The sequence below is a fragment of the Caldicellulosiruptor sp. DIB 104C genome (genome assembly GCF_028198085.1).
Lineage (GTDB): Bacteria > Bacillota > Thermoanaerobacteria > Caldicellulosiruptorales > Caldicellulosiruptoraceae > Caldicellulosiruptor > Caldicellulosiruptor saccharolyticus.
In genome coordinates, this window is sequence record NZ_CP116337.1 from 2,578,460 (window position 1) to 2,598,451 (window position 19,992).

Below are 19,992 nucleotides of genomic sequence, written 5' to 3' on the forward strand. Positions count from 1 at the left end.
TTGTTTCAAGCTGCCAATGAGAGCTTTTTTGTTTTGGGTTTCTTTTTTGTGATATAATAAAATAAACTAAAAATTCCTATCAAGGATGAAACAATTGCCATGACACAATTTACAATACCTCTTCTTGCACAAATGAAACAGTTTAAATATCTCACTGAGCCAAATGCAGAAAGGTACAGGGCTATTATGAGGTTTTGCTTTTTAAATCACATGCAGTACAAAAACAGGCTGACAAAGGACGAGATATACAGCTTTTTAAAAACTCTTCCAAACTTTTCTGACTACACAGAAGAGATGTGCGAGCAAGACCTCAAAAGCCTTGTTGACTGGGGTAATCTCAAATCCACTCAAGATACCTCTAAAACAGCCACCTTGCAAGAGTTCAAAAACAAGAGGTTTTTGTACGAGCTTACCTCAATTGGACTTAGGATAGAAAGGTTTTTGTTTGAGCTTGAAAATTCACAGGAAACAAAAGCAGAGCTAAATCCAAAACACATAGAAAAGATATATGAGCTTTTGCTAAAGATTGATATTGTCTTAAAAGCCCCACAAGAACAGGCAGTTGATTGGTGGGATGAGCTAACAGGTGCATTTGAGGAGATAGAAAGAAGCTATACAGAGTACATTTCTATGCTGACATCCTCTGAATATGAAAGTCTAATGATAAAAGAAAAGTTTTTAGAATATAAATCAAAACTTGTACATTACCTTTACAATTTTCATGACATGTTCCAAGGTTATCTGCCAAGGATAAGGACTCTTTTTTTGAACCTGCCACAGTTCAAGGTGGATGAGCTTTTGATGTACATAATTCAGGCAGAAAAAGAACATCCCAAAAATATATTCAGAGATGGCGGCACAATAGAAGGGTATATCAAAAGCAGATGGCAGAATATAAAAGACTGGTTTGTCAGTCCAAACGGGCAGGCAGAAAGACTTCTTGAGCAGATTCAGCAGATAATTAGAAAGGTTTCAAGTTATGCAGCAAGGCTTTCAGAGTCCTCAACACTTAAAGTAAACAGGACAGAGGAGTATAAGCACTTAGCAAGACTGTTTTCAAATCTTGACATATCAGAGTGTCATAAGTTGTCTGCTGTTGTATTTGGTGTAATGTGTCCAAAATATATCACAGGCGACTTTCCAAGAGCCACCGAGTCAACAGCTATTAGCATTCTTGACCTTCCAAGTTTTAAAGTGCCTTTAAAATCACGAGGAAGATTAATTAGAGAGAAGATCAAAGTAGTTCCTGCAAGCGAGTTTTCTGAAGAAAAGAAGAAGAGGTTTGAAGAGTACAAAAAGAAGATTGAAGAAGAAAATGAGCTTTTGCAAAGCCTCCTTAAAGGGAACAAAATAGAGTTTGAAAGGCTTCCAAGGATTACACCAGAGGTCAGAAAAAGGCTTTTTGTGTGGCTGTCACGAGGACTTAGCAGCAAAGTGGCAAACACTGACTCTGGCAAAAAGTTTAGAGTCATAAGACCCCAAGATGATAAAAGGTGTATCTTAGAGTGCACTGATGGCAAGATGGACATGCCAGCGTATGTCCTTGAGTTTGTTGATGAGTAAACAAAAACTTTGCAAAGAAGGAAGAGTAAAAATATGGGTGATCTTTTGAAGCTTCTTGAAAATTTTTGGATATTGAAAGAAGAGGATAGTGAGACATTTTACAGGCTAAAAAATCTTGACAAAGAAACAAGAGAGTTTATTGCAAAAAACTTGGGTTTAAAATTTATAACAACCTCAAACATGGTAAAACTTGAAAAAGTGCCGCTTATGCCCAAAGAGTGTATGGGAGTACTTGATTTTGAACAGCCGCGAGACTATGCGTTTTTGTGCCTTGTCCTTGCCTTTTTAGAAGACAAAGGTCCAGAAGACCAGTTTTTGCTTTCCAACATCACAGAATATATCAGAATGAACTTTCCAGATGAAGAGATTGATTGGACGCTTTACTCAAACAGACGCTCCCTAATCAGAGTGCTTAAGTTTTGTGAAAAGATGAGGATGATAAGAATTGATGATGGGAACCAGGAAGAGTTTGCGGAAAATAGTGAGGCAGAGGTGCTTTACGAGTCGACAGGAATTTCGCGATATTTTATGAGAATATTTCCAAAGAGTATTACTGAGTACAGCAGCTGGCAGGAGATTTTAAATAGTGAATTTGAGTTTACAAATGGAATTTCACAGCCCATATCAGATATCAAAAGGATTAGGGCGTACAGAGGGCTTGTTGTTGATGGCAGTGTTAATTTTGAGAATGAGGATGAGCTTTTGTATATAAAACGTCAAAAGGTTAACATTACATCAGAGCTTGAAAAACATCTGCCAGAGGCAAGTTTTCATATATTCAAGTCTTTTGCATTTTTGGCTATTAGCGAGAATTATAAAAATACCTATCCTGACGATAGCAACCTATGCGACATTCTTCTTTTGGTTGCAAGCATGCTTTTATCAAAGATAGAAAAGGGTGAATACAGTCTTCACCCTACAAATGAAACCTTGGAGATTCACGTAACCTCTTTAAAGTCCATTTTGGAAGATGTGCAAAAACAGTACAAAAATTTTTGGAACAAAGAATGGCGAGAAAAAAGCCTTGAGAAAGTGTTTGACGAGTTTTTGAAGTTTTTGTATGAACTTGGATTTGCAAAACTGCAAGAAGACGGATTTGTTGTAATCTATCCAATATATCTTAAAGTGGTCGGCGAGTACCAAGTTTTAGATGAAGCTGAAGAGAGTATTTAAAAGAGTATTTAAAGAAAAAGCGTTTTGAAAAAAGAACAAGATGGAGGTTTTTTGATTCAAGATGAGCAAAGAACACAGGTGGGTGCTATCCCGAGCGGGTGTTTTTAACTACTGGTACTATGATGAGGAATATTTTGACTTTTACGAGGGCAGGATGTTGATTCGCGGCCCAAACGGTTCTGGAAAGTCTGTCACAATGCAGAGTTTCATAACCCTTCTTTTAGACGGCAACTATCATCCATCCAGGCTTGACTCTTTCGGGTCAAATGCAAGAAAGCTTGAGGACTATGTCTTAGGCGAGCAGGATATCTCAGGGAAGAATGAGTCAACAGCATACCTTTTTTTGGAGTTCAAAAAGGAAAACATATTTGTTTCAATAGGGATGGGTATGAGAGCAAAAAGAGGCTCAGGTGTTGATTGCTGGTATTTTGTCTTGACAGACAACAGAAGGTTTGGGATTGATATATTCTTCTATGAAAAGATAAGCGGACAGAAGATTCCACTCACAAGAAGAAAGTTTGAGAACCTGATTGGCAGTGGTGGCAAGGTCTTTACAAGCAGAAGAGATTATATGCAAGAGGTAAACAAGATCCTGTTTGGGTTTGAAAACGTGGAAGACTTTGAGAACTTGATAGATTTGATAATCCGTGTAAGAGCGCCAAAACTTTCAAGGGATATAAAGCCAGACAAGATATGCGGTATTTTGCAAGAATCGCTTCCTGCACTGTCAGAAAGTGACCTTCGCAGCCTTTCAGAGTCGATTGAAAACATGGACAAAATCCAGACAGAGCTTAAAAACTTAGAAATTATAAAATCTTGCCTTGAAAAGATAAAAAAAGCATATGATGAGTACAACAGGTTTTTGATGTACCAAAGAATCTCTCAGCTGATAGAATCACATAAAAAACTGACAAAAGCCACAAAAGAATATGAAATGCTCTCAGGTGACGTTCAAAAACTTACAGATATGGAATTAAAGCTGAGAAATAGTCTTGATAGTATTGAAAAGGAAGAACAGGCGCTGAAGTTTAGGCTTGAGAGTATAAAAGAAAGTGATATATTTAAGCTTCAGCAGAGGTATGTTGAGCTAAATGCTGAAATTGAAGATTTAGAAAATCAGAAAACTTTAAAACTTTCAAGTTTTAATGACCACATGCAAAGGCTCTCTCAGGCAGATGCTGACATCAAGCGTACAAAACACCAGCTTTTAAATTCTCAGAATCTGATAAAAGACTATATTCAGCAGAGCAAAAAGCTACTTGAAAGTTTGAATATGCAAAGGTTTTCGGATGTACTTGATATTTTTGAGAAAGGTGAGCAAAAAAGCTTAGACATTATTAAGAATGAACTGGCCAAATCAATAGCTGAGGTAGAAAAAGCTCTTAAAAATTATGATACGTTGCAAGATGTGCAAAAGGACTTAGATATTCAGCTAAGAAAACTTGACCATAGCAAAAATGAGCTTCAAAAGTACCAAGATGAGTTAAATCTTTTAATTCTTCAACTTGAAGATGCCAAAAATCTTCTAAAAAGCAAGATCAAGAGCTATTTTGACCAAAACCAGGTTTTAAAAGCAGAGTTTGATGATATAACTTTGATGTTTCAGCTGATAAACACAATATCGCAAAAAGGCGAGTATGAAGGTATAAAGAAGATTTTAAATGATGTGTATAGCAGACATTATTTGTCAATCTCAGATAACTTGCGCAAGCTCGAGTTTGAAATGAATCTACTCAAAGAGAGAATTAAAGACAAAAAGAAAAAGATTGAGGAGATTCAAAGCCAAAAAGACGAGTTTATACCATCTTCAGAGAAACAAAAAAAGGTAAGGCAAAGACTTTTAGAAAAAGGTGTACCATTTGTGCCTTTTTACATGGCAGTTGACTTTAAACCGGGCATAGATGAGAGATTAAAAGCTGTGATTGAAGATGCACTTTTTGAGCTTGGAGTTTTAAATGCTCTTATTGTGCCAGAAAAGTACAAAAATGAAATTGATGAACTTTTGGAAGATGAAAAGGAAGTTGTGCTTTTTCCAAAGCCGGCATACTTTTCTCACACATTAAATGAGTATCTTGAGGTTGCAAACTTTGAAAACGCAGAAGGTTTGATTAATGAGGTTGCAGCTGTAATTGACAGTATCCATATAAATCCTGTAGATGATGGAATATATGTGTGCGAAGATGGGCGGTTTGGAAATGGCATATTAAAAGGGAAGACAACCACACATGAACAGGCAAGATATATAGGTATTGAAAACAGGCGAAGGTACAAACAAATGCTAATTTTGCAGCTTGAAGAGGAGATACAAAATCTTACAAAAGAGTTGGAAGAAAAGAAAGCCGAGGCTAATTTTCTAAAATCCCAGCTTGAGGTTTTAGAGCTTGAGAAGAAAAACTTTCCAACATCTGCGGACTTAGACACTGCCTTTGACATGATAGATGGGGTTGAGAAAAATATTTCAAAGCTTCAGATTGAGATTGAAGCTCTTGAAGAGAGAATAAAAGAGCTGACAAATAAGCAAAATCTGCTGAAATATGAAATTTCACTGATTGCAACAAAGCTATCACTGCCATCTTCAAAAGAAGTTTTTGCAAAGGCAAAACAAGACGCAAATACGCTGTCGAGCTTACTTTTGCGTCTTGAGACTGAGGCGCTGCACAAGCAGGAAGTTGAAAGGACGTACCAGAGCCTAAACAGGTTATATGAACAGATAAGAGAAAGTGTAGATACTTTAAATGGCGATGTTCACAGGATTTCTGAAAAGTTAGAAGTTTTACAACTTCAGAAAGAGGAGATCGAAAAAAGGCTTTCGAACGAGGATGCTCAAAGACTTTTTGATGAGCAAAGAAGAGCATTTGAGAGGCTTGAGAACATCCCGGCTGAGAGAAAAAGACTTAATGAAGAACTTTTTAAGGTGACTTCCCAAAAAGCAGCGGCTGAGCAAAAGCTTGAATTTTCAAAACAGGAACTTAAGTCAATTGAAAGTGAATATGAATTAGCGTCGGCCACACTTAAAATAGAGCTTGGATTTGGTTTTGTTTTCAAAGGGATAGAATTTGAAGATGATCAAAAGCTTTTAGAGTTTGCAAGGTCAAAGGAAGGTGAGCTAAAAGAGTTTTCACAGAAGGATTTTTCTTCGATACTTCAGAGGCTTATGTCCATCCATTACACAACACAGATTCAGCTTGCAGAGTTTGGAGCAAACCTTGTTGATTGGAAGGACGACACGACAACCTACAAAAGGTATTTATGGACTTGCAGAAAAGAGGGAAGATTTCTTTCACTTTACCAGTTCATGGATGAAATTGCAGCAGAGATTGCTGAGAAAAAGAACTTAATAACAGAGAGCGAAAGAGAGCTTTTTGAAGAAGTTTTGGCAAAGAACATAGGTTTTAAGATTTCAAGAAAAATTATGCTTGCTCAGGACTGGGTTAAAAGGATGAACGAGCTTATGGCAAATTTGTCTACATCAAGTGGTCTTACATTTCGGCTCTCTTGGGAACAGAAAAGACAAGAGACAGAGGATGAACTTTCTACAGGTGAGCTGGTAAAGCTTTTAAGCAAAGACCCTCTTGCCGCAACAGAAGAAGACAGAAACAAGATTGCAATGCATTTTAGGTCGCGCATAGAAAAGGCAAAAAAGTACCAAGACAACCCAGAAAACTTTGCAACCCTCTATGAAATAATCAAAGAGATTCTTGATTACAGGCAGTGGTTTGAGTTCAGGCTCTACTACCAAAAGGTAGGGGAAAGCAGAAAAGAGCTTACAAACAATGCATTTGACAAGTTCTCTGGCGGTGAAAAAGCACTCTCCATCTATGTCCCATTTTTGGCAGCACTTTGTGCTAAATACCAGAGCGCTGCGAACTTTGCGCCGCGGATAATTGCACTTGATGAGGCATTTGCTGGTGTTGATGAGAACAATATTGAAAATATGTTTGATTTGATTGAAAAGCTTGAATTTGACTATATAATGAACTCTCAGGTTTTGTGGGGGGATTACAAAACAGTGCCAGGACTTTGCATATATGAGCTTTTGAGAGAGAACAATCAGCCATCTGTTCTAAAAGTAAAGTATGTCTGGAACGGGTACAAGAAGGTGTTGGTTGAGGTATGACAAAAGATAAGATTTTCGATGAGTGTGTAGAGTACTTTTCGCAGCCAGGATTTAAGCGTGCGCTGGAGCTTATTCATAGGAAGTACAGGTCTTTGGGGCGATTTTCTGGCAAGATTATTTTAGAAAATCCGTCTGAAGAGGAAAAAGAGGCTTTGTCACGGTATCTTAGAAGGGTTTTGAGAGGCGAGAAGGTTGTCATTGATGTGAAAGACTTTGCTGTAACAAAATTTCAGGACACTAAGTTCTCAAGGCTTGATTTTAAAAGCATCTTGTCAGCTGTTTTGAGAAAAGAGGTTATCACCAAAAAAGAAGAAAAGGAGCTGGAAAATGAAAAGGTATTGAACTTTTTTGAAAGTTTATCAGCACATTTTGACAAAGATGAAAATGCTGCAGTAGTTTTAAATGCTTTTAAAGAAAATTTCAAATCATTTGAAAGCTTTTACAAAAAGTATTCACAAAAAGAGTTTTTAGAGATAATGAAAAAGGTCATAGAAGCAATTTTAAAAAAACCACAAAGTCCTGAGACTTTGGCTATTTTTGCAACAAGGGTTACAGGCAACCCTCACTTTTTTGACGATGAGCAAGATGCAGGAAAGATATTTTTAAGGCTTTTGAGTATTATAAACGGTAGAGAGTTTCCCCAAAATGCAGAGGAAAAATCAGAACTACTTTTTGATAACAACATCTTAATTGATGAACTTTCAAACTGGTGCCTTTTGTATAACATTGGCGGGTATATTGAAGATGGAAAAGAAGATGAAGGGCTCAAGTACTTTAGCAATCAAAAAAAGCCTATTATCTTACCACTTTATACTATAAAGGATTATAAAGGATTTTTTGCATACTCAAATAAGCTTGTGGTTGTTGAAAACCCTGCTGTATTTTCTGCGATTGTGCAAAGAGTCCCAGCTATTTCTGCTGTGTGCACAAATGGGCACCTGAGGCTCTCAAGCAAGATAATCATTGGAAGCATTGCAAAGACAAATATATCTTTGCTGTACTCAGGCGACTTTGACCCAGAAGGGCTTTTGATTGCAGACAGAGTAATTCAAAACTTTGGAGCAAGGCCACTTTGTATGGATGAAGTCCACTATTTTTTGGCACTGTCTGAAAACAAGATTGATGAAAGGCGCTTAGAGATGTTAAAGAATGTAAAAAGTGCTCAGCTTCAAAGCGTTTGCCAGAAGATGAAGGAGCTTCAGCTTGCTGGGTATCAGGAGAGGATTGTGGATAGGATTGTAGAGAAGTTGAAAATTTGTGTGTGAATAATTTATTTTTCTAATCAAATTTTAATCTGTTTATAATAATCTTCTAATTCTCCTCCTACATAATTATTCTCACTGAGCAGCTGCTCAAATAAAAATGTAGGGGGTAGATAAAAAATGTTGAAGCAAGTTAAAAAATTTGTGGTACCATTGCTTGCAGTAGCTTTTGTCTTGAGCTTTGTAATAGGATATGCAAATTCACACTCTATTGCAAGTTTTACCAAACAAGATAGTCTTGTTAAAAATCAGGTAACACAAGCTCAGAATCAAAATTATAATTCATCAGAAGGGAAGAATGTAGATAATCCAAAAGACAATGATATTGAAAGAGCCGATGATAGTCAAAATGTAGACAGCCCAACAGACAATGACGTAGAAAAAGCTGACGAAGAAAATGATGAGAGCGATCTAATTACCAAAGCAAAGATTTCAAAAAATGAAGTGGAGAATATTGTTAAATCGGCATATCCTGGCAGCACTATTCAGAAAATTGATATTGGTGATGAAAATGGTCTGATTATCTACGAAGTTAGAATAACTGACAAATCAGGCAAGGTTTTGAATATCAAAGTTGATGCAAGCAATGGCAAGATTGTAGGTGTTGAAAATGGTAATTCCCAGCAAGAGGAACAAAAGGATGAAGACAATGGACATGACACAGACAATCAAGAAGTAGAAAATGAACAATAAGATTAATAAAAATTTGGGATTTGCAAATATCAAAGTTTTTAAACAAAGCAGGCTGCCCTGAGTGATTTGTGGGCAGCTTTTCTTGTCAAGGGCTGTGTATTTCATAGGCTGATAAATCTGCGGTAAAATATCTTCAAAGAAGAATTTTAGGGGGAAGATTACAAATGCCATCATACAAAATTTTGATAATAGAAGATGAAAAACAAATAGCTCGATTTATCGAATTAGAATTAAAACATGAAGGCTACGATGTATATGTGTGCTATGATGGCATAGAAGGACTTAAAAAAGTTGAAGAGATACATCCAGATTTGATACTCTTGGATATTATGTTGCCTGGCATAAATGGCATTGAAGTTTGCAGAAAAGTAAGGCAGTATTCTAATGTCCCTATTATTATGGTTACAGCAAAGGATGATATTCCAGATAAAGTGATGGGCTTAGACAGTGGAGCAGATGACTATGTCACAAAGCCATTTGCAATAGAAGAATTATTGGCAAGAATAAGGGCAGCTTTGAGAAAAAGCAAACAGTTGAATATAATTCGTGAAGTTCTTAGTATTGGTGATTTGACTATTGATACATCCAAACGGATTGTTATAAGGGCTGGTAGAATAATTGAGCTTACCAAAAGAGAATATGATTTGCTTGAGTATTTAGTAAGAAACAAAGGAATTGTTCTAACCCGAGAACAAATATTGGAAAATGTCTGGGGGTATAGCTATATGGGCGATACAAATGTGGTGGATGTATATATCAGATATCTGCGTAGCAAAATAGATGATGGTTTTAAAACAAAACTCATTCACACAGTAAGAGGAGTTGGATATAAATGTGAGGAGAAAGAAAATGAAGATTAACATTTTAAGGTTCAGAAAGATTTCTTGGAGAATTACATTTACATATGCCGTAGTGTTTTCAGTAATGGTTATATTGTTAAACTTCTTAGTTTTATATGGAGTGAGATTTTATCTTCGTGAGCAAGCTATAAGCCAAGTTAATGCTATTGGTAAAAATATAGAAAACAAGATACTGGGAATAGGTGAAGAACAAAAAGACATTTATGACGAAGAACTTATAAATGATGCAGTAATAAATAGTGATATTAACATAAAGATAGCAGACAGCAGTGGTAGAATTTTAAACCATTCAAGAAATTTTGATCCTCATGTTAATATAATCTCAAATCCTAATCGCGTTATGGTAGTTGAAAATGAAGAGAACCACTTGATAGTTAAGAATTTTGTCATCTTTAATAATGGCAAGATTATTGGATATGTTCAAGTAGCCAAAAATATGAATAGAGAATACTTATTTCTTAAACTATTGTTCGTACTGTTACTTGTTGCCGATGCTATTGGAATGATAACATCAGTTATTACAGGATTTTCTATCAGCCAAAAAATACTGAGACCTATTCAAGAGATAACAAATACTGCAAAAAGAATTACTGCAACAGATTTGAATGTAAAAATTGATGTAGGCGAGGTTGACGATGAACTTACTAATCTTGCAAAAACTTTTAATGAGATGATTGAAAGATTGAAGATTTCGTTTGAAAAGCAAAACCAATTTGTATCAGACGCATCACATGAGCTGAGGACTCCTTTATCTGTTATAAATGGATATATAAACTTAATAGATAGATGGGGAAAAAATGATAAAGAGGTTTTACAAGAGTCTACAGACGCAATAAAGAATGAAGTTAAATATATGACAGAACTTGTAGAAAGATTATTATTTTTGGCAAGAGGGGATAGTGGGGTTATAAAACTTCAAAAAGAAGTTTTTAGTCTTAATGAGCTGATAAAAGAGGTTATTAAAGAAACAGAGCTTTTGTGCCAAGACCGCAAGTTGAGTTATAACATAAAAGAGCAAATAAATATTTTTGCTGACAGAAAGTTAATAAAACAAATGTTAAGAGCAATAGTTGATAATAGTGTTAAATTCACACATCATATGGGTACTATTGAAATATCAGCTACAAAAATTTTTAATAAAGTAAAGATAGTTATTGAAGATAATGGCATTGGCATACCCCAAGAGGAGATACCAAAAGTATTTGACAGATTTTACAGGGTTGACAAAGTTCGAAGCAGAACTGCAGGTGGCAGCGGCTTGGGGTTATCAATTGTAAAATGGATAGTTGAAGCACATGGTGGCAATATTTCAATTGAAAGTAGCATTGGAAAGGGAACAAAGGTGATTGTATTATTGCCCAGCTGAAAAGGAATTAAATGGTGAAAAAGTGATGATAGATAATCGATTTCAATAAGCTTTACTTGCTTCAAATAAAGGGGTATAATAATACAGTAAATAGAAAAATAATTGAGTGGTGATGTTAGCTGTGTCAGAATTAATTAAGGACATAGATAATGTAAAAAAAATATCAATTCCAGTGGACACAATAAAATATATTATAGAAAGACTTGGAAATGATATAATATGGGACTATGACAATATAACAGGTGAATTGATCATTATGAAACGTCCTGAATCTTATGTAGATGCTCTGGCTGGATTAGGGCAGGAGATATGGGAAAAGCTTGAGAGTAAAGAATTTATTGAAGAGATGAGAACAGAATGGGACCAATAAAAGCGGGGCAAAAACTTGCATTAGATACTAATTTATTTATATATCTCATAGAGAAGAATAAAACTTATTTTCCATTAGTTAAGTCCTTATTTGAAAAAATCCAAAAAGGACAACTATATGGGGTAACTTCTAGCCTTGTATATACTGAATTACTTTCAAAGCCTTTTCAAGAAGAAAATATAGTCCTTGTGAATAAATACAAAGTACTCCTAGCTACATTTCCAAACTTAATAATTAAAGAAGTGGATAAGGATATAGCAACCCTTGCTGCAAAATTACGTGCCAAATATAAAATAAAAACTCCAGATGTAATATTTATTGCAACAGGAATAGCTGAAAAGGCATAAATATTTATAACTAATGACACAAGGTTGAAAATTGTAAATGAGATTAGTATTATAATATTTAGATGAATTGCTTAATCAAACTGATAGAGTAAATATAGATTAAAAGCAGAATTAAATGCACCAAGATAGTTGGAATTACTCTTAAATAGCACCACGAAGGTGCTATAAATATTTAGAGTTGGGGGTAAGATAAATTCGACAAAGGTATAACCAAAGATTTTGAGAACAAGGCCCACGAAGGGTGAGATTTTCACCTTTTGTGGGCTTTTATTTTGTTTACAAATATACAAAGAGGAGGTAAGAAGTTGATGAGAAGCAAGAGTTTTTGTTCTGATTACTTTAGAGCAAGTAAAAAGGCAATAAGTATTCTGCTAATTTTGAGTCTTTTCTTACTAATTGTATTGAACACATTTTCTGGGCAAGCAAAACAAGAAAGGTCTTCATCAAAGTTAATTGTGACTGACCTTCTTGGCAGAAAAGTAGAGATTGAAAACAAGAAAAACAAAAGAATTGTTGCGATAGGACCTGGTGCACTCAGGCTTGTTTTGTATGTCAATGGAACAAAAAATATAGTGGGAGTTGAAAATGCAGAAAAGGCATGGGAAGAAGGTTCAAGAACATATATAATGGCATATCCTGAGCTCAAAAGACTTCCAACAATTGGCCAAGGTGGGGCAGACTCATCCCCTGACCCAGAAAAACTTATTTCTGTAAAACCAGATGTTATTTTTGCAGCAAGTTTTTTAGACAGGGCAAAGGCAGATGCTCTTCAAGCAAAAACAAAAATTCCTGTTGTGGTACTTGACTATGGTACAAAGCTTCTTTTTGATGAGAATGTATACAAATCGCTCAGAATCATTGGAAAGATTGTAGGAAAGCAGCAGCGTGCAGAAGACCTCATAAACTATATGCAAAGGTGCAAGGCATTTTTCAATGAAAGAACCAGAAATATCCCGGCTTCTAAAAAGCCAAGGGTGTATGTTGGGGCTATCAGTTTCAAAGGCGGGCATGGATTTGAGAGCACAATGGGCAAATACTTTCCATTTTTGGCCATAAATGCAGTAAATGTTGCAGACCAGGCCAATAAAGAAGGCTGGTTCATGGTTGAAAAAGAAAAGATTTTAGAGTGGAACCCTGACATTATATTTATTGACGAGGCAAATTTAGATCTTGTAAAACAGGATTACAAGAAAAACCCTGAGTTTTATAAATTACTTTCAGCTTTCAAATATGGCAAAGTTTACGGTCAGCTTCCTTACAACTTCTATTGGACTAATATAGACACTGTTTTAGCAGACACATTCTGGATTGCAAAGGTTGTGTATCCAGACAGATTCAAAGATGTTGACCCAATCAAGCGAGCAGATGAGATTTACAAATTCTTCTTAGGGAAGCCGCTTTATACCAAGATGGCAAAGAAATTTGGTGGGTTTGTGAAAATAAAGCTTGACTAAAAATTAAGAGCAAAGAGGTTTTTTGAAGATGACTCAAGAAGTAGAGAAACACCAAAAACTAAAATCCCAGTACAAAAAGCTTGTTGCTGAGAAAGTGCTGTTTTTAATTACTATTGCTATCTTGACAGTGCTTCTTTCGGTATATGCAATATCGTCGGGTTCATCAGATTTGAGTTTTTCTGATGTTTTAAAGGCTTTTTTGGGAAAAAGTGATGAAAGAACAGTTCTTATAGTCTTTGACATAAGACTTGTAAGAGTTGTTGCGGCAATTTTGGCAGGGATTGGTCTTGCAATTGGAGGAGCTGCAATTCAAAGCCTTTTTCACAATCCCTTAGCATCTCCTTTTACTCTTGGAATTTCGCAGGGTGCTGCGTTTGGTGCGGCAATTGGAATAATTGTGCTGGGCGGCGGGGCGACAAGTTCTGCCGCCTCTGACTCTGTTACCATTTTGCATCCATCAGTGGTCGTTGTGTGTGCTTTTTTGGGGTCAATGCTATCAACTGTAGTAGTGCTTGCTTTGGCACAAATAAAGAGGTTTTCACCAGAGGCAGTTGTGCTTTCTGGAGTTGCCTTGAGCTCTCTTTTTTCTGCAGCAACAACTATAATTCAGTATTTTGCATCTGATGTCAAAATTGCTGCGCTTGTGTTCTGGACATTTGGCGATATTGGAAGGGCAACATGGGATGATGTAAAGATTATGGCGGTTTTTGTAATTTTAGCATGGCTGTATTTTTTGGCAAATTCATGGAACTACAATGCAATTGCAAGCGGGGAGGATGTGGCAAAAAGCCTTGGTGTGAATGTTGAGAAAACAAGGTTTTTGGGTATTTTAGTAAGCAGCTTTATAACATCGGTGATTGTCTCTTTCTTAGGAATTATAGGTTTTATATGTTTGATAGCACCTCACATAGCACGAAGGTTTATAGGAAATGACCAGAGGTTTTTGACTATGGCATCTGGTCTTGTAGGAGCATTTTTGCTTCTTTTGTCAGACACAGTAGCAAGACTTATAATACAGCCAGTTGTTTTGCCAGTTGGCGCTGTAACATCTTTTCTGGGTGCTCCGCTTTTTATATATCTTTTAATCCGCGGAAAGAAGGTATGAAAAATGCTGAAAGTAGATAACCTTGAATTTAGCTTCAAAGACTTTCAGGTCTTAAGTGGGATTTGTTTTGAAGCAAGAAGGGGAGAGTTTGTGTCAATTTTAGGAAACAACGGTGCAGGAAAATCTACACTTTTAAAGTGCATAGCAAGGCTTTTAAAGCCCAAAAGTGGAGTTGTGCTAATAGACGGCAAGGACGTAAATAGTTTTTCACTACACCAGCTTTCTAAAAATGTTGCATATGTTCTGCAAAGATACACTACAAACAGAATAACAGTGTATGAGGCAATACTTCTTGGGAGAAAACCGCATTTTACTGGACTTATCCCTTCTTCAGAAGATTTGGAGAAGGTTGAGATGGCACTTGATATTTTTGGCTTGAAACACCTTGCTTTCAGATACTTAGATGAGATAAGCGGCGGAGAGCTTCAAAAAGTAGTGATTGCAAGAGCGTTTGTTCAGGAGCCCAAAGTGCTGCTTTTGGATGAGCCAATAAACAACCTTGACTTGAAAAATCAAATAGAGGTTTTGAAGATTTTAAAAAAGCTTTCAAGGCAGGAAGAGATTTTAGTAATTGTAATCTTACATGACTTGAATCTGGCCATCAGGTTTTCTGATTGGTTTATCTTCATCAAAGACAGAAAGATATTTGCATCAGGTGGAAAAGAAATAATAACAGCTGATATGATTTCAAAAGTATATGGCGTAGATGTAAAAGTAGAAAAACATGGTGATGAGATTTTTGTTGTTCCAATAGTAGCTGCTATTTAAACATAAATTAGTTTTTAAAAGGGGAGGTTTTGGCCTGATGGAACTTGTGAAAATAGGGATAATTTACAGCCCGTATAAAACAAAAGAGGAGGCACCGCGGCAAGGTGCGGATTCAGAAGAAGTTTGCTATATAGAAATATTTGAAAAATATATTGAAGGATTAAAAGATATTGAAGAAGCAAGATACTTAATTGTTTTATATTGGGGTCATCAGTCAAATAGGGGGGTTTTGACAACTTTGACGCCATTTTCAGATGTTCCAAAAGGTGTTTTTGCATGCAGGTCTCCAAACAGACCAAACCCAATCCTGCTTGACATTGCAGCGCTGATAGACCGCAAAGGTAATATACTTGTTGTAAAAGGGCTTGATACATTAGATGGTTCACCTGTAGTAGATATAAAGCCATATTACGAAAGAATTGACATTCCTAAAGAGTTACGCGAAAAAATTTTTAAAAAACAAGCAAATGACGTGATTTGAAAGGTGATGTTAACATGACATGGGAAAAAGAACTTTTCTGGAAAAAGGCAGTTGAGTTTCACGGGCACATATGCCCAGGTCTTGCAGTAGGTTTTAGGGCATGTGAGGCAGCAGCAAAAAAGCTTTCTCTTGAGTTTTCTTCGGATGAAGAAGTAGTTTGCATTACAGAAAACGATGCATGCGGTGTTGATGCTATTCAGGCAATTTTGGGCTGTACTGCCGGCAAAGGCAATCTCATTTTCAAAGACAGAGGAAAACAGGCATTTACGTTTTTCAGAAGGGATACAAATCAGGGTATTAGAGTTGTTTTCAAAGGTTTTGTAGAGAACAGGTCAAGAGAAGAAAACTTACAGTATATCCTTAATGCTCCTTTGGATGAGATTTTTGAGTATAAAGAACCAAAAGACAAACTTCCAAATATGGCACGAATTTTCCGTTCTTTAAAATGTGAAAACTGTGGAGAGAGAGCAGCAGAGCACAGAATAAGAATTTTAGATGGCAAATTTTTGTGTCTTGACTGCTATGAAGACTACTCAAGAGGATGGGGAAGATAGGAATTTTCCTCATTCTTTTTTTTTAAAGTTTCTTTTATATCCTCAATTATCTGCGAAAATATCTCTTTCATAGATAGATTTACAGTGCCGGGGATAAATATTCCATGAAGATTCAAAGGGATTATGTACTTTTTGCATTCAAGGCTGAAAACTAAATGTGCTATCTTTGCAGTAATTTCACCGTTTATTCCGCCACAGGTCAAAATACCAATAGGCCCGACAATTGCATCTGGTACAAAGTTTGTCAAAAAATAAACAATTTCATCTTCACCGCAATATCCTACATCTGCACCATTTTTGATCATGTTCTGCATAGCTACTTTGTTAGTTCCAAGCGCAACAACTTTTATTTTATCTTCAAATTCTTTTTTTAGTCTTTTTATAAATTCCCTTCCAATTCCAGCACCCTGTCCGTCTAAAACTGCAATGACCATGTGTGTATCTCAATCCTTTGACATTGTGTTTTTTAAGTAATTTTAATTATAAAACCTTTTAAATTTAGTTGTCAAAAAAAATTATCTATCATCTTTATTGATTTTTCAGTTATATACCTTTTGTATTATTTTGCCTTCAAAAAATCGCAAAAAATTTAATTGAATATTTGCAACAATTTTGTGTATAATTTCTCATGGATGGAGTTCCAAAATACTCAAATAGTAATTTTATATGGTGAAGGAGACTATGAAAAGGATCTTGATTGTTGATGACTCTGAACTGATGTGTGAGGTTATAAAAGGAGCTTTGAGGGGTTTAGAAGAAGATATAGTTGTTTTTATAGCTACAAATCCTCTTATAGCTATTAGAAAGGCTGGTTTATTTAACATTGATTTAGCATTAATTGACTATGAAATGCCTTATATGAATGGTCTTTTACTTATCGGCTATTTAAAGGAGATAAATCCATTAACAAAAATTGTAATGGTTTCTGCTTATACTGAACCTGGTGCCCAGATTACTCTTGAAGCACTTGCAAGAGGTGCAATTGATTACATATTAAAACCCTCAAATAAAGAAGAATTTGAAGGATTCAAAAAAGAACTGTTAGAAAAAGTTCGCTGGATATTAACAGGAAGAGAGTTTAGCCGCAAAAAAAGTAAGATAGAGAAAGACAGGTCTAAGGTTTTAAGTTATCTTGAGGGTCTTAAAGCTGGTACTCCTAATTATTTAGTGGATAAGCTAAGAGAAAGTAAAGTAATAGCAATTGGAATTTCAACAGGAGGTCCCCCTGTTTTAGAAAAGATTTTTACAAATCTTAAGAAAGATTTTTCAATTCCAATATTGGTTGTTCAGCACATGCCACCAGCATTTACAAAAGCCTTGGCTGAAAGACTTTGCAAACTTTCTCAAAGACAGGTGAAAGAAGCCGAAGATGGTGAAAAGATTGAAAATGGTGTAATTTATATAGCAAAAGGTGGAGTGCATCTTGCTGTTGAAAAGATCTTAGGAAAGTATTACTTAAGACTTCTTGAAAATGTCGAAAAGGTAAATAGCCACAAACCATCTTGTGATATTTTATTCAGTTCGGTTGCTGAATGGTACGGGAAAAATGCAACAGGCATAATCATGACTGGAATGGGCTGTGATGGAGCAAATGGTCTTTTGGAAATGAAAAATCAGGGTGCCTTGACAATTGCGCAAAGCAAAGAATCATGCGTAGTTTTTGGCATGCCAAGAGTTGCTATAGAAAAAGGAGCGGCTGAAGCAGTACTAAGTACAGATGAGATTATAAGGCTTTTAAATGAGGTGTAAAACTATAAATAATAAATTTAATATATCTCTTTGAGATAAAAAGAGACATCAATTCTATTCACACTGCCTAAGATAAATACTCAAATGAAAATTCAAAGAGATTACACACTTTTTACAATTCAGGCTGAAAACCAAATGTGCCGGTTTTATAGCAATTTTTCCATTTATTCCACCTGTTCCACTACAGGTCAGAATTCCAATAGGACTAAAGATTGCGTCTGGCACAAAGTTTATTAAAAAATGAACAATTTCATCTTCATCACAACATTCTACATCTGCGCCATTTTTGGTCATGTTCTGCATAGCTACTTTGTTTGTTCCAAGCGCAACAACCTCTATACCTTTACATCCAAAACAGAAGTTGAGGAATTACTCTGTAAATAAGGTACAACTCCATTTTGAGGACTATAAGAATACATCATAATGTCTTGCAAAATAGGGATGTTATTCCTCATAAGATTCTTTAGTTCATCAGCTGACAGTACTTTGGTCAAAAATAAATAACTACTTGAGAGCATAGTAACGTCTTGTTCTTGAAAAGTTTGGTAAGATGTCAAAACTCCTTTATTTAAAAGGTTTAGCTGGTTTGCTATTTCAACTAAGATACTTGGTGAGGACGAATCCGGTATTTGCTCAAAACTATTTTGTACTACCTCTAAACCTGATTTGAAGCTTAGTGTTTCTGGACTATACATTTTCGGGTAGCTATCAAAACTTGGGAGCTGTGTTTGTTTTTCAAAGATTGCTACTTTATCAGGTGTTATGTTGTTTTTTAAATTGTTCAAAACGTTTCCTTGGGAAATTATTGTATAGTCAATTGAATTTTGCAAGCTCTGCAAAAAAGTATTTATCAAAGACTCTGAGCTAATATATGATACCCCTACCATTTTACCTCAACTCTTTTTATACTTTTTTGGATATCCCCTCACATCTTTATTATACCACAATTCTTACTCAAAAGTTTAAAAAAATGTGTATCTTTTTGCTCAAGTATGGTATATATAAAGTTAAAGCAAACTCTTTTTGGGGGCTTATGATTTTAAGATGGACAGCCAAACTCAAATACCCGAAAAGTTTAAAAAATTCTTTTGGGATATTGAATTTGAAGATTTAGACATTCAGAGGCATAAAGCATTTATCATCACACGCCTTCTTAACTTTGGAGATCAAGACTCAATAAAGTGGCTATTTAGCACATATTCAAAAGAAGAGATTAAAGATGTTGTAAAAAATAGCAGAAGTCTTTTGAAAAAACCGGCAAGATTTTGGCAACTATATTTTAATTTGAAAGAGGATGAAATGAGGTGTTTTGAGGTTTTCAAAAAGATGGAAGGGATGTTTCCGTTTTAGGGGTATTTCAAAATGGAGGTTAGCGTTAAGATGTTTTTTAATGTTTTAGAGTATCAAAGATATGAAGTTCTAAATAAGATTGTAAAAAGTGATGTAATTGGAGAGTTTTACTTAGGTGGGGGGACAGGACTTGCTTTGCAGCTTGGACATAGAGTTTCAGAGGACTTCGACTTTTTTTCACCAATAGAATTTTCAAGCGACTATATAATATATAAATTGGAAAAAGCAGGCGATATAAACATATTGTACTCAGCAAAAGATACTCTTCATATGCTTTTAGATGGAGTTAGGGTAACATGGCTATATTATCCTAATCCTTTATTAGATAGTCTTGTAATACCAACTGAAATAAAAGGCTTGAAAATTGCTTCAAAAATAGATATAGGTGTGATGAAATTAGTTGCTATTTCTTCAAGAGGCTCAAAAAAAGATTTTATTGATTTGTACTGTATATGCCAATCAGGAATAGAGTTGGAAGAGCTTGTTAAGCTTCTTCCACAAAAATTTCCAAACAAAATGGTAAATCTTTATCATATCATTATAAGTCTCTGTTACTTTGATGATGCTGAAAATGAAGCAATGCCCAAGATGTTCATTAGACTTGACTGGGATAATGTCAAGAGGTTTTTCTTAGATAGTTGTCGGAAATTACTCAAATTAATAGAACAATAATTTTCAAGAAAGAAGGTGTACCATCTTGAAGATAATTACATTTTCGCACTACAAAGAGGTAACTGATGATGTTTTAAAAGATTCATATGCCGTTGTTATTGATCTTCT

19 protein-coding genes and 1 pseudogene are annotated in these 19,992 nt (G+C 35.4%); 17 read left to right on the plus strand and 3 right to left on the minus strand.

Features of this window, described 5'->3' with window-relative positions:
• Positions 1 to 99: 99 nt before the first annotated feature.
• The 14 genes from PGC14_RS12625 (at position 100) to PGC14_RS12690 (ending at position 16,113) form a co-directional block, all read left to right on the plus strand.
• Positions 100 to 1,563 (plus strand): TIGR02677 family protein, encoded by a 1,464-nt coding sequence (locus PGC14_RS12625; protein ID WP_271629113.1) that lies wholly within the window; start codon positions 100 to 102, stop codon positions 1,561 to 1,563.
• Positions 1,564 to 1,596: 33 nt separating this feature from the next.
• The gene (locus tag PGC14_RS12630; protein ID WP_039767550.1) at positions 1,597 to 2,736 is read left to right on the plus strand and encodes a TIGR02678 family protein; all 1,140 of its coding nucleotides are present in this window, start codon (positions 1,597 to 1,599) and stop codon (positions 2,734 to 2,736) included.
• Between the two features lie 61 nt (positions 2,737 to 2,797).
• Positions 2,798 to 6,853, plus strand: a complete 4,056-nt coding sequence (locus tag PGC14_RS12635) for a TIGR02680 family protein (protein WP_271629114.1) — start codon at positions 2,798 to 2,800, stop codon at positions 6,851 to 6,853.
• The gene (locus PGC14_RS12640) at positions 6,850 to 8,118 is read left to right on the plus strand and encodes a TIGR02679 domain-containing protein (RefSeq protein WP_271629115.1); all 1,269 of its coding nucleotides are present in this window, start codon (positions 6,850 to 6,852) and stop codon (positions 8,116 to 8,118) included. Before PGC14_RS12635 ends, PGC14_RS12640 begins: the two co-directional genes overlap by 4 nt.
• Before the next feature lie 117 nt (positions 8,119 to 8,235).
• Positions 8,236 to 8,808, plus strand: a complete 573-nt coding sequence (locus PGC14_RS12645) for a PepSY domain-containing protein (protein ID WP_271629116.1) — start codon at positions 8,236 to 8,238, stop codon at positions 8,806 to 8,808.
• Positions 8,809 to 8,972: 164 nt separating this feature from the next.
• The gene (locus PGC14_RS12650; RefSeq protein ID WP_039767544.1) at positions 8,973 to 9,668 is read left to right on the plus strand and encodes a response regulator transcription factor; all 696 of its coding nucleotides are present in this window, start codon (positions 8,973 to 8,975) and stop codon (positions 9,666 to 9,668) included.
• Positions 9,658 to 11,034 (plus strand): sensor histidine kinase, encoded by a 1,377-nt coding sequence (locus PGC14_RS12655; protein WP_271629117.1) that lies wholly within the window; start codon positions 9,658 to 9,660, stop codon positions 11,032 to 11,034. Before PGC14_RS12650 ends, PGC14_RS12655 begins: the two co-directional genes overlap by 11 nt.
• A 112-nt stretch (positions 11,035 to 11,146) precedes the next feature.
• A complete protein-coding gene (locus PGC14_RS12660; protein ID WP_013431220.1) occupies positions 11,147 to 11,404 on the plus strand; it encodes a hypothetical protein in 258 nt (85 codons plus the stop codon).
• Entirely contained in the window at positions 11,392 to 11,751 is a 360-nt protein-coding gene (locus PGC14_RS12665; RefSeq protein ID WP_271629118.1) for a type II toxin-antitoxin system VapC family toxin, read from the plus strand. Before PGC14_RS12660 ends, PGC14_RS12665 begins: the two co-directional genes overlap by 13 nt.
• Positions 11,752 to 12,059: 308 nt before the next feature.
• Positions 12,060 to 13,205 (plus strand): iron ABC transporter substrate-binding protein, encoded by a 1,146-nt coding sequence (locus PGC14_RS12670; protein ID WP_271629119.1) that lies wholly within the window; start codon positions 12,060 to 12,062, stop codon positions 13,203 to 13,205.
• A gap of 28 nt (positions 13,206 to 13,233) precedes the next feature.
• A complete protein-coding gene (locus PGC14_RS12675; protein ID WP_271629120.1) occupies positions 13,234 to 14,310 on the plus strand; it encodes a FecCD family ABC transporter permease in 1,077 nt (358 codons plus the stop codon).
• A gap of 3 nt (positions 14,311 to 14,313) precedes the next feature.
• A complete protein-coding gene (locus tag PGC14_RS12680) occupies positions 14,314 to 15,078 on the plus strand; it encodes an ABC transporter ATP-binding protein (RefSeq protein WP_271629121.1) in 765 nt (254 codons plus the stop codon).
• A gap of 37 nt (positions 15,079 to 15,115) precedes the next feature.
• On the plus strand, positions 15,116 to 15,559 hold the full coding sequence (tsaA, locus tag PGC14_RS12685; RefSeq protein WP_271629122.1) for a tRNA (N6-threonylcarbamoyladenosine(37)-N6)-methyltransferase TrmO: 444 nt from the start codon (positions 15,116 to 15,118) through the stop codon (positions 15,557 to 15,559).
• A 14-nt stretch (positions 15,560 to 15,573) separates the two neighbouring features.
• Positions 15,574 to 16,113, plus strand: a complete 540-nt coding sequence (locus PGC14_RS12690; RefSeq protein WP_271629123.1) for an FmdE family protein — start codon at positions 15,574 to 15,576, stop codon at positions 16,111 to 16,113.
• Here the strand turns inward: PGC14_RS12690 and PGC14_RS12695 are convergent.
• A complete protein-coding gene (locus PGC14_RS12695; RefSeq protein ID WP_271629124.1) occupies positions 16,089 to 16,547 on the minus strand; it encodes a DUF3842 family protein in 459 nt (152 codons plus the stop codon). The two genes, PGC14_RS12690 and PGC14_RS12695, sit on opposite strands and share 25 nt — an antisense overlap.
• A gap of 247 nt (positions 16,548 to 16,794) precedes the next feature.
• Between PGC14_RS12695 and cheB the strand changes: the two genes are divergently transcribed.
• A complete protein-coding gene (gene cheB, locus PGC14_RS12700) occupies positions 16,795 to 17,862 on the plus strand; it encodes a chemotaxis-specific protein-glutamate methyltransferase CheB (RefSeq protein ID WP_039767524.1) in 1,068 nt (355 codons plus the stop codon).
• Positions 17,863 to 17,879: 17 nt separating this feature from the next.
• Here cheB and PGC14_RS12705 read toward each other — a convergent pair.
• Both PGC14_RS12705 and PGC14_RS12710 read right to left on the minus strand, forming a co-directional pair.
• Positions 17,880 to 18,201: pseudogene (locus PGC14_RS12705) on the minus strand (DUF3842 family protein); the annotation flags it as partial.
• A complete protein-coding gene (locus PGC14_RS12710) occupies positions 18,198 to 18,749 on the minus strand; it encodes a hypothetical protein (protein WP_271629125.1) in 552 nt (183 codons plus the stop codon). The pseudogene PGC14_RS12705 and the gene PGC14_RS12710, both read right to left, overlap by 4 nt.
• Positions 18,750 to 18,906: 157 nt before the next feature.
• On the opposite strand from PGC14_RS12710, the gene PGC14_RS12715 reads away from it, so the two are divergent.
• Together PGC14_RS12715 and PGC14_RS12720 are read left to right on the plus strand one after the other, a co-directional pair.
• Positions 18,907 to 19,212 carry a DUF6922 domain-containing protein gene (locus PGC14_RS12715; RefSeq protein WP_011915794.1) on the plus strand — a complete coding sequence of 102 codons (306 nt, stop codon included), beginning with the start codon at positions 18,907 to 18,909 and terminating at the stop codon, positions 19,210 to 19,212.
• Positions 19,213 to 19,242: 30 nt separating this feature from the next.
• A complete protein-coding gene (locus PGC14_RS12720; RefSeq protein ID WP_271629126.1) occupies positions 19,243 to 19,884 on the plus strand; it encodes a nucleotidyl transferase AbiEii/AbiGii toxin family protein in 642 nt (213 codons plus the stop codon).
• Positions 19,885 to 19,992: the final 108 nt, after the last annotated feature.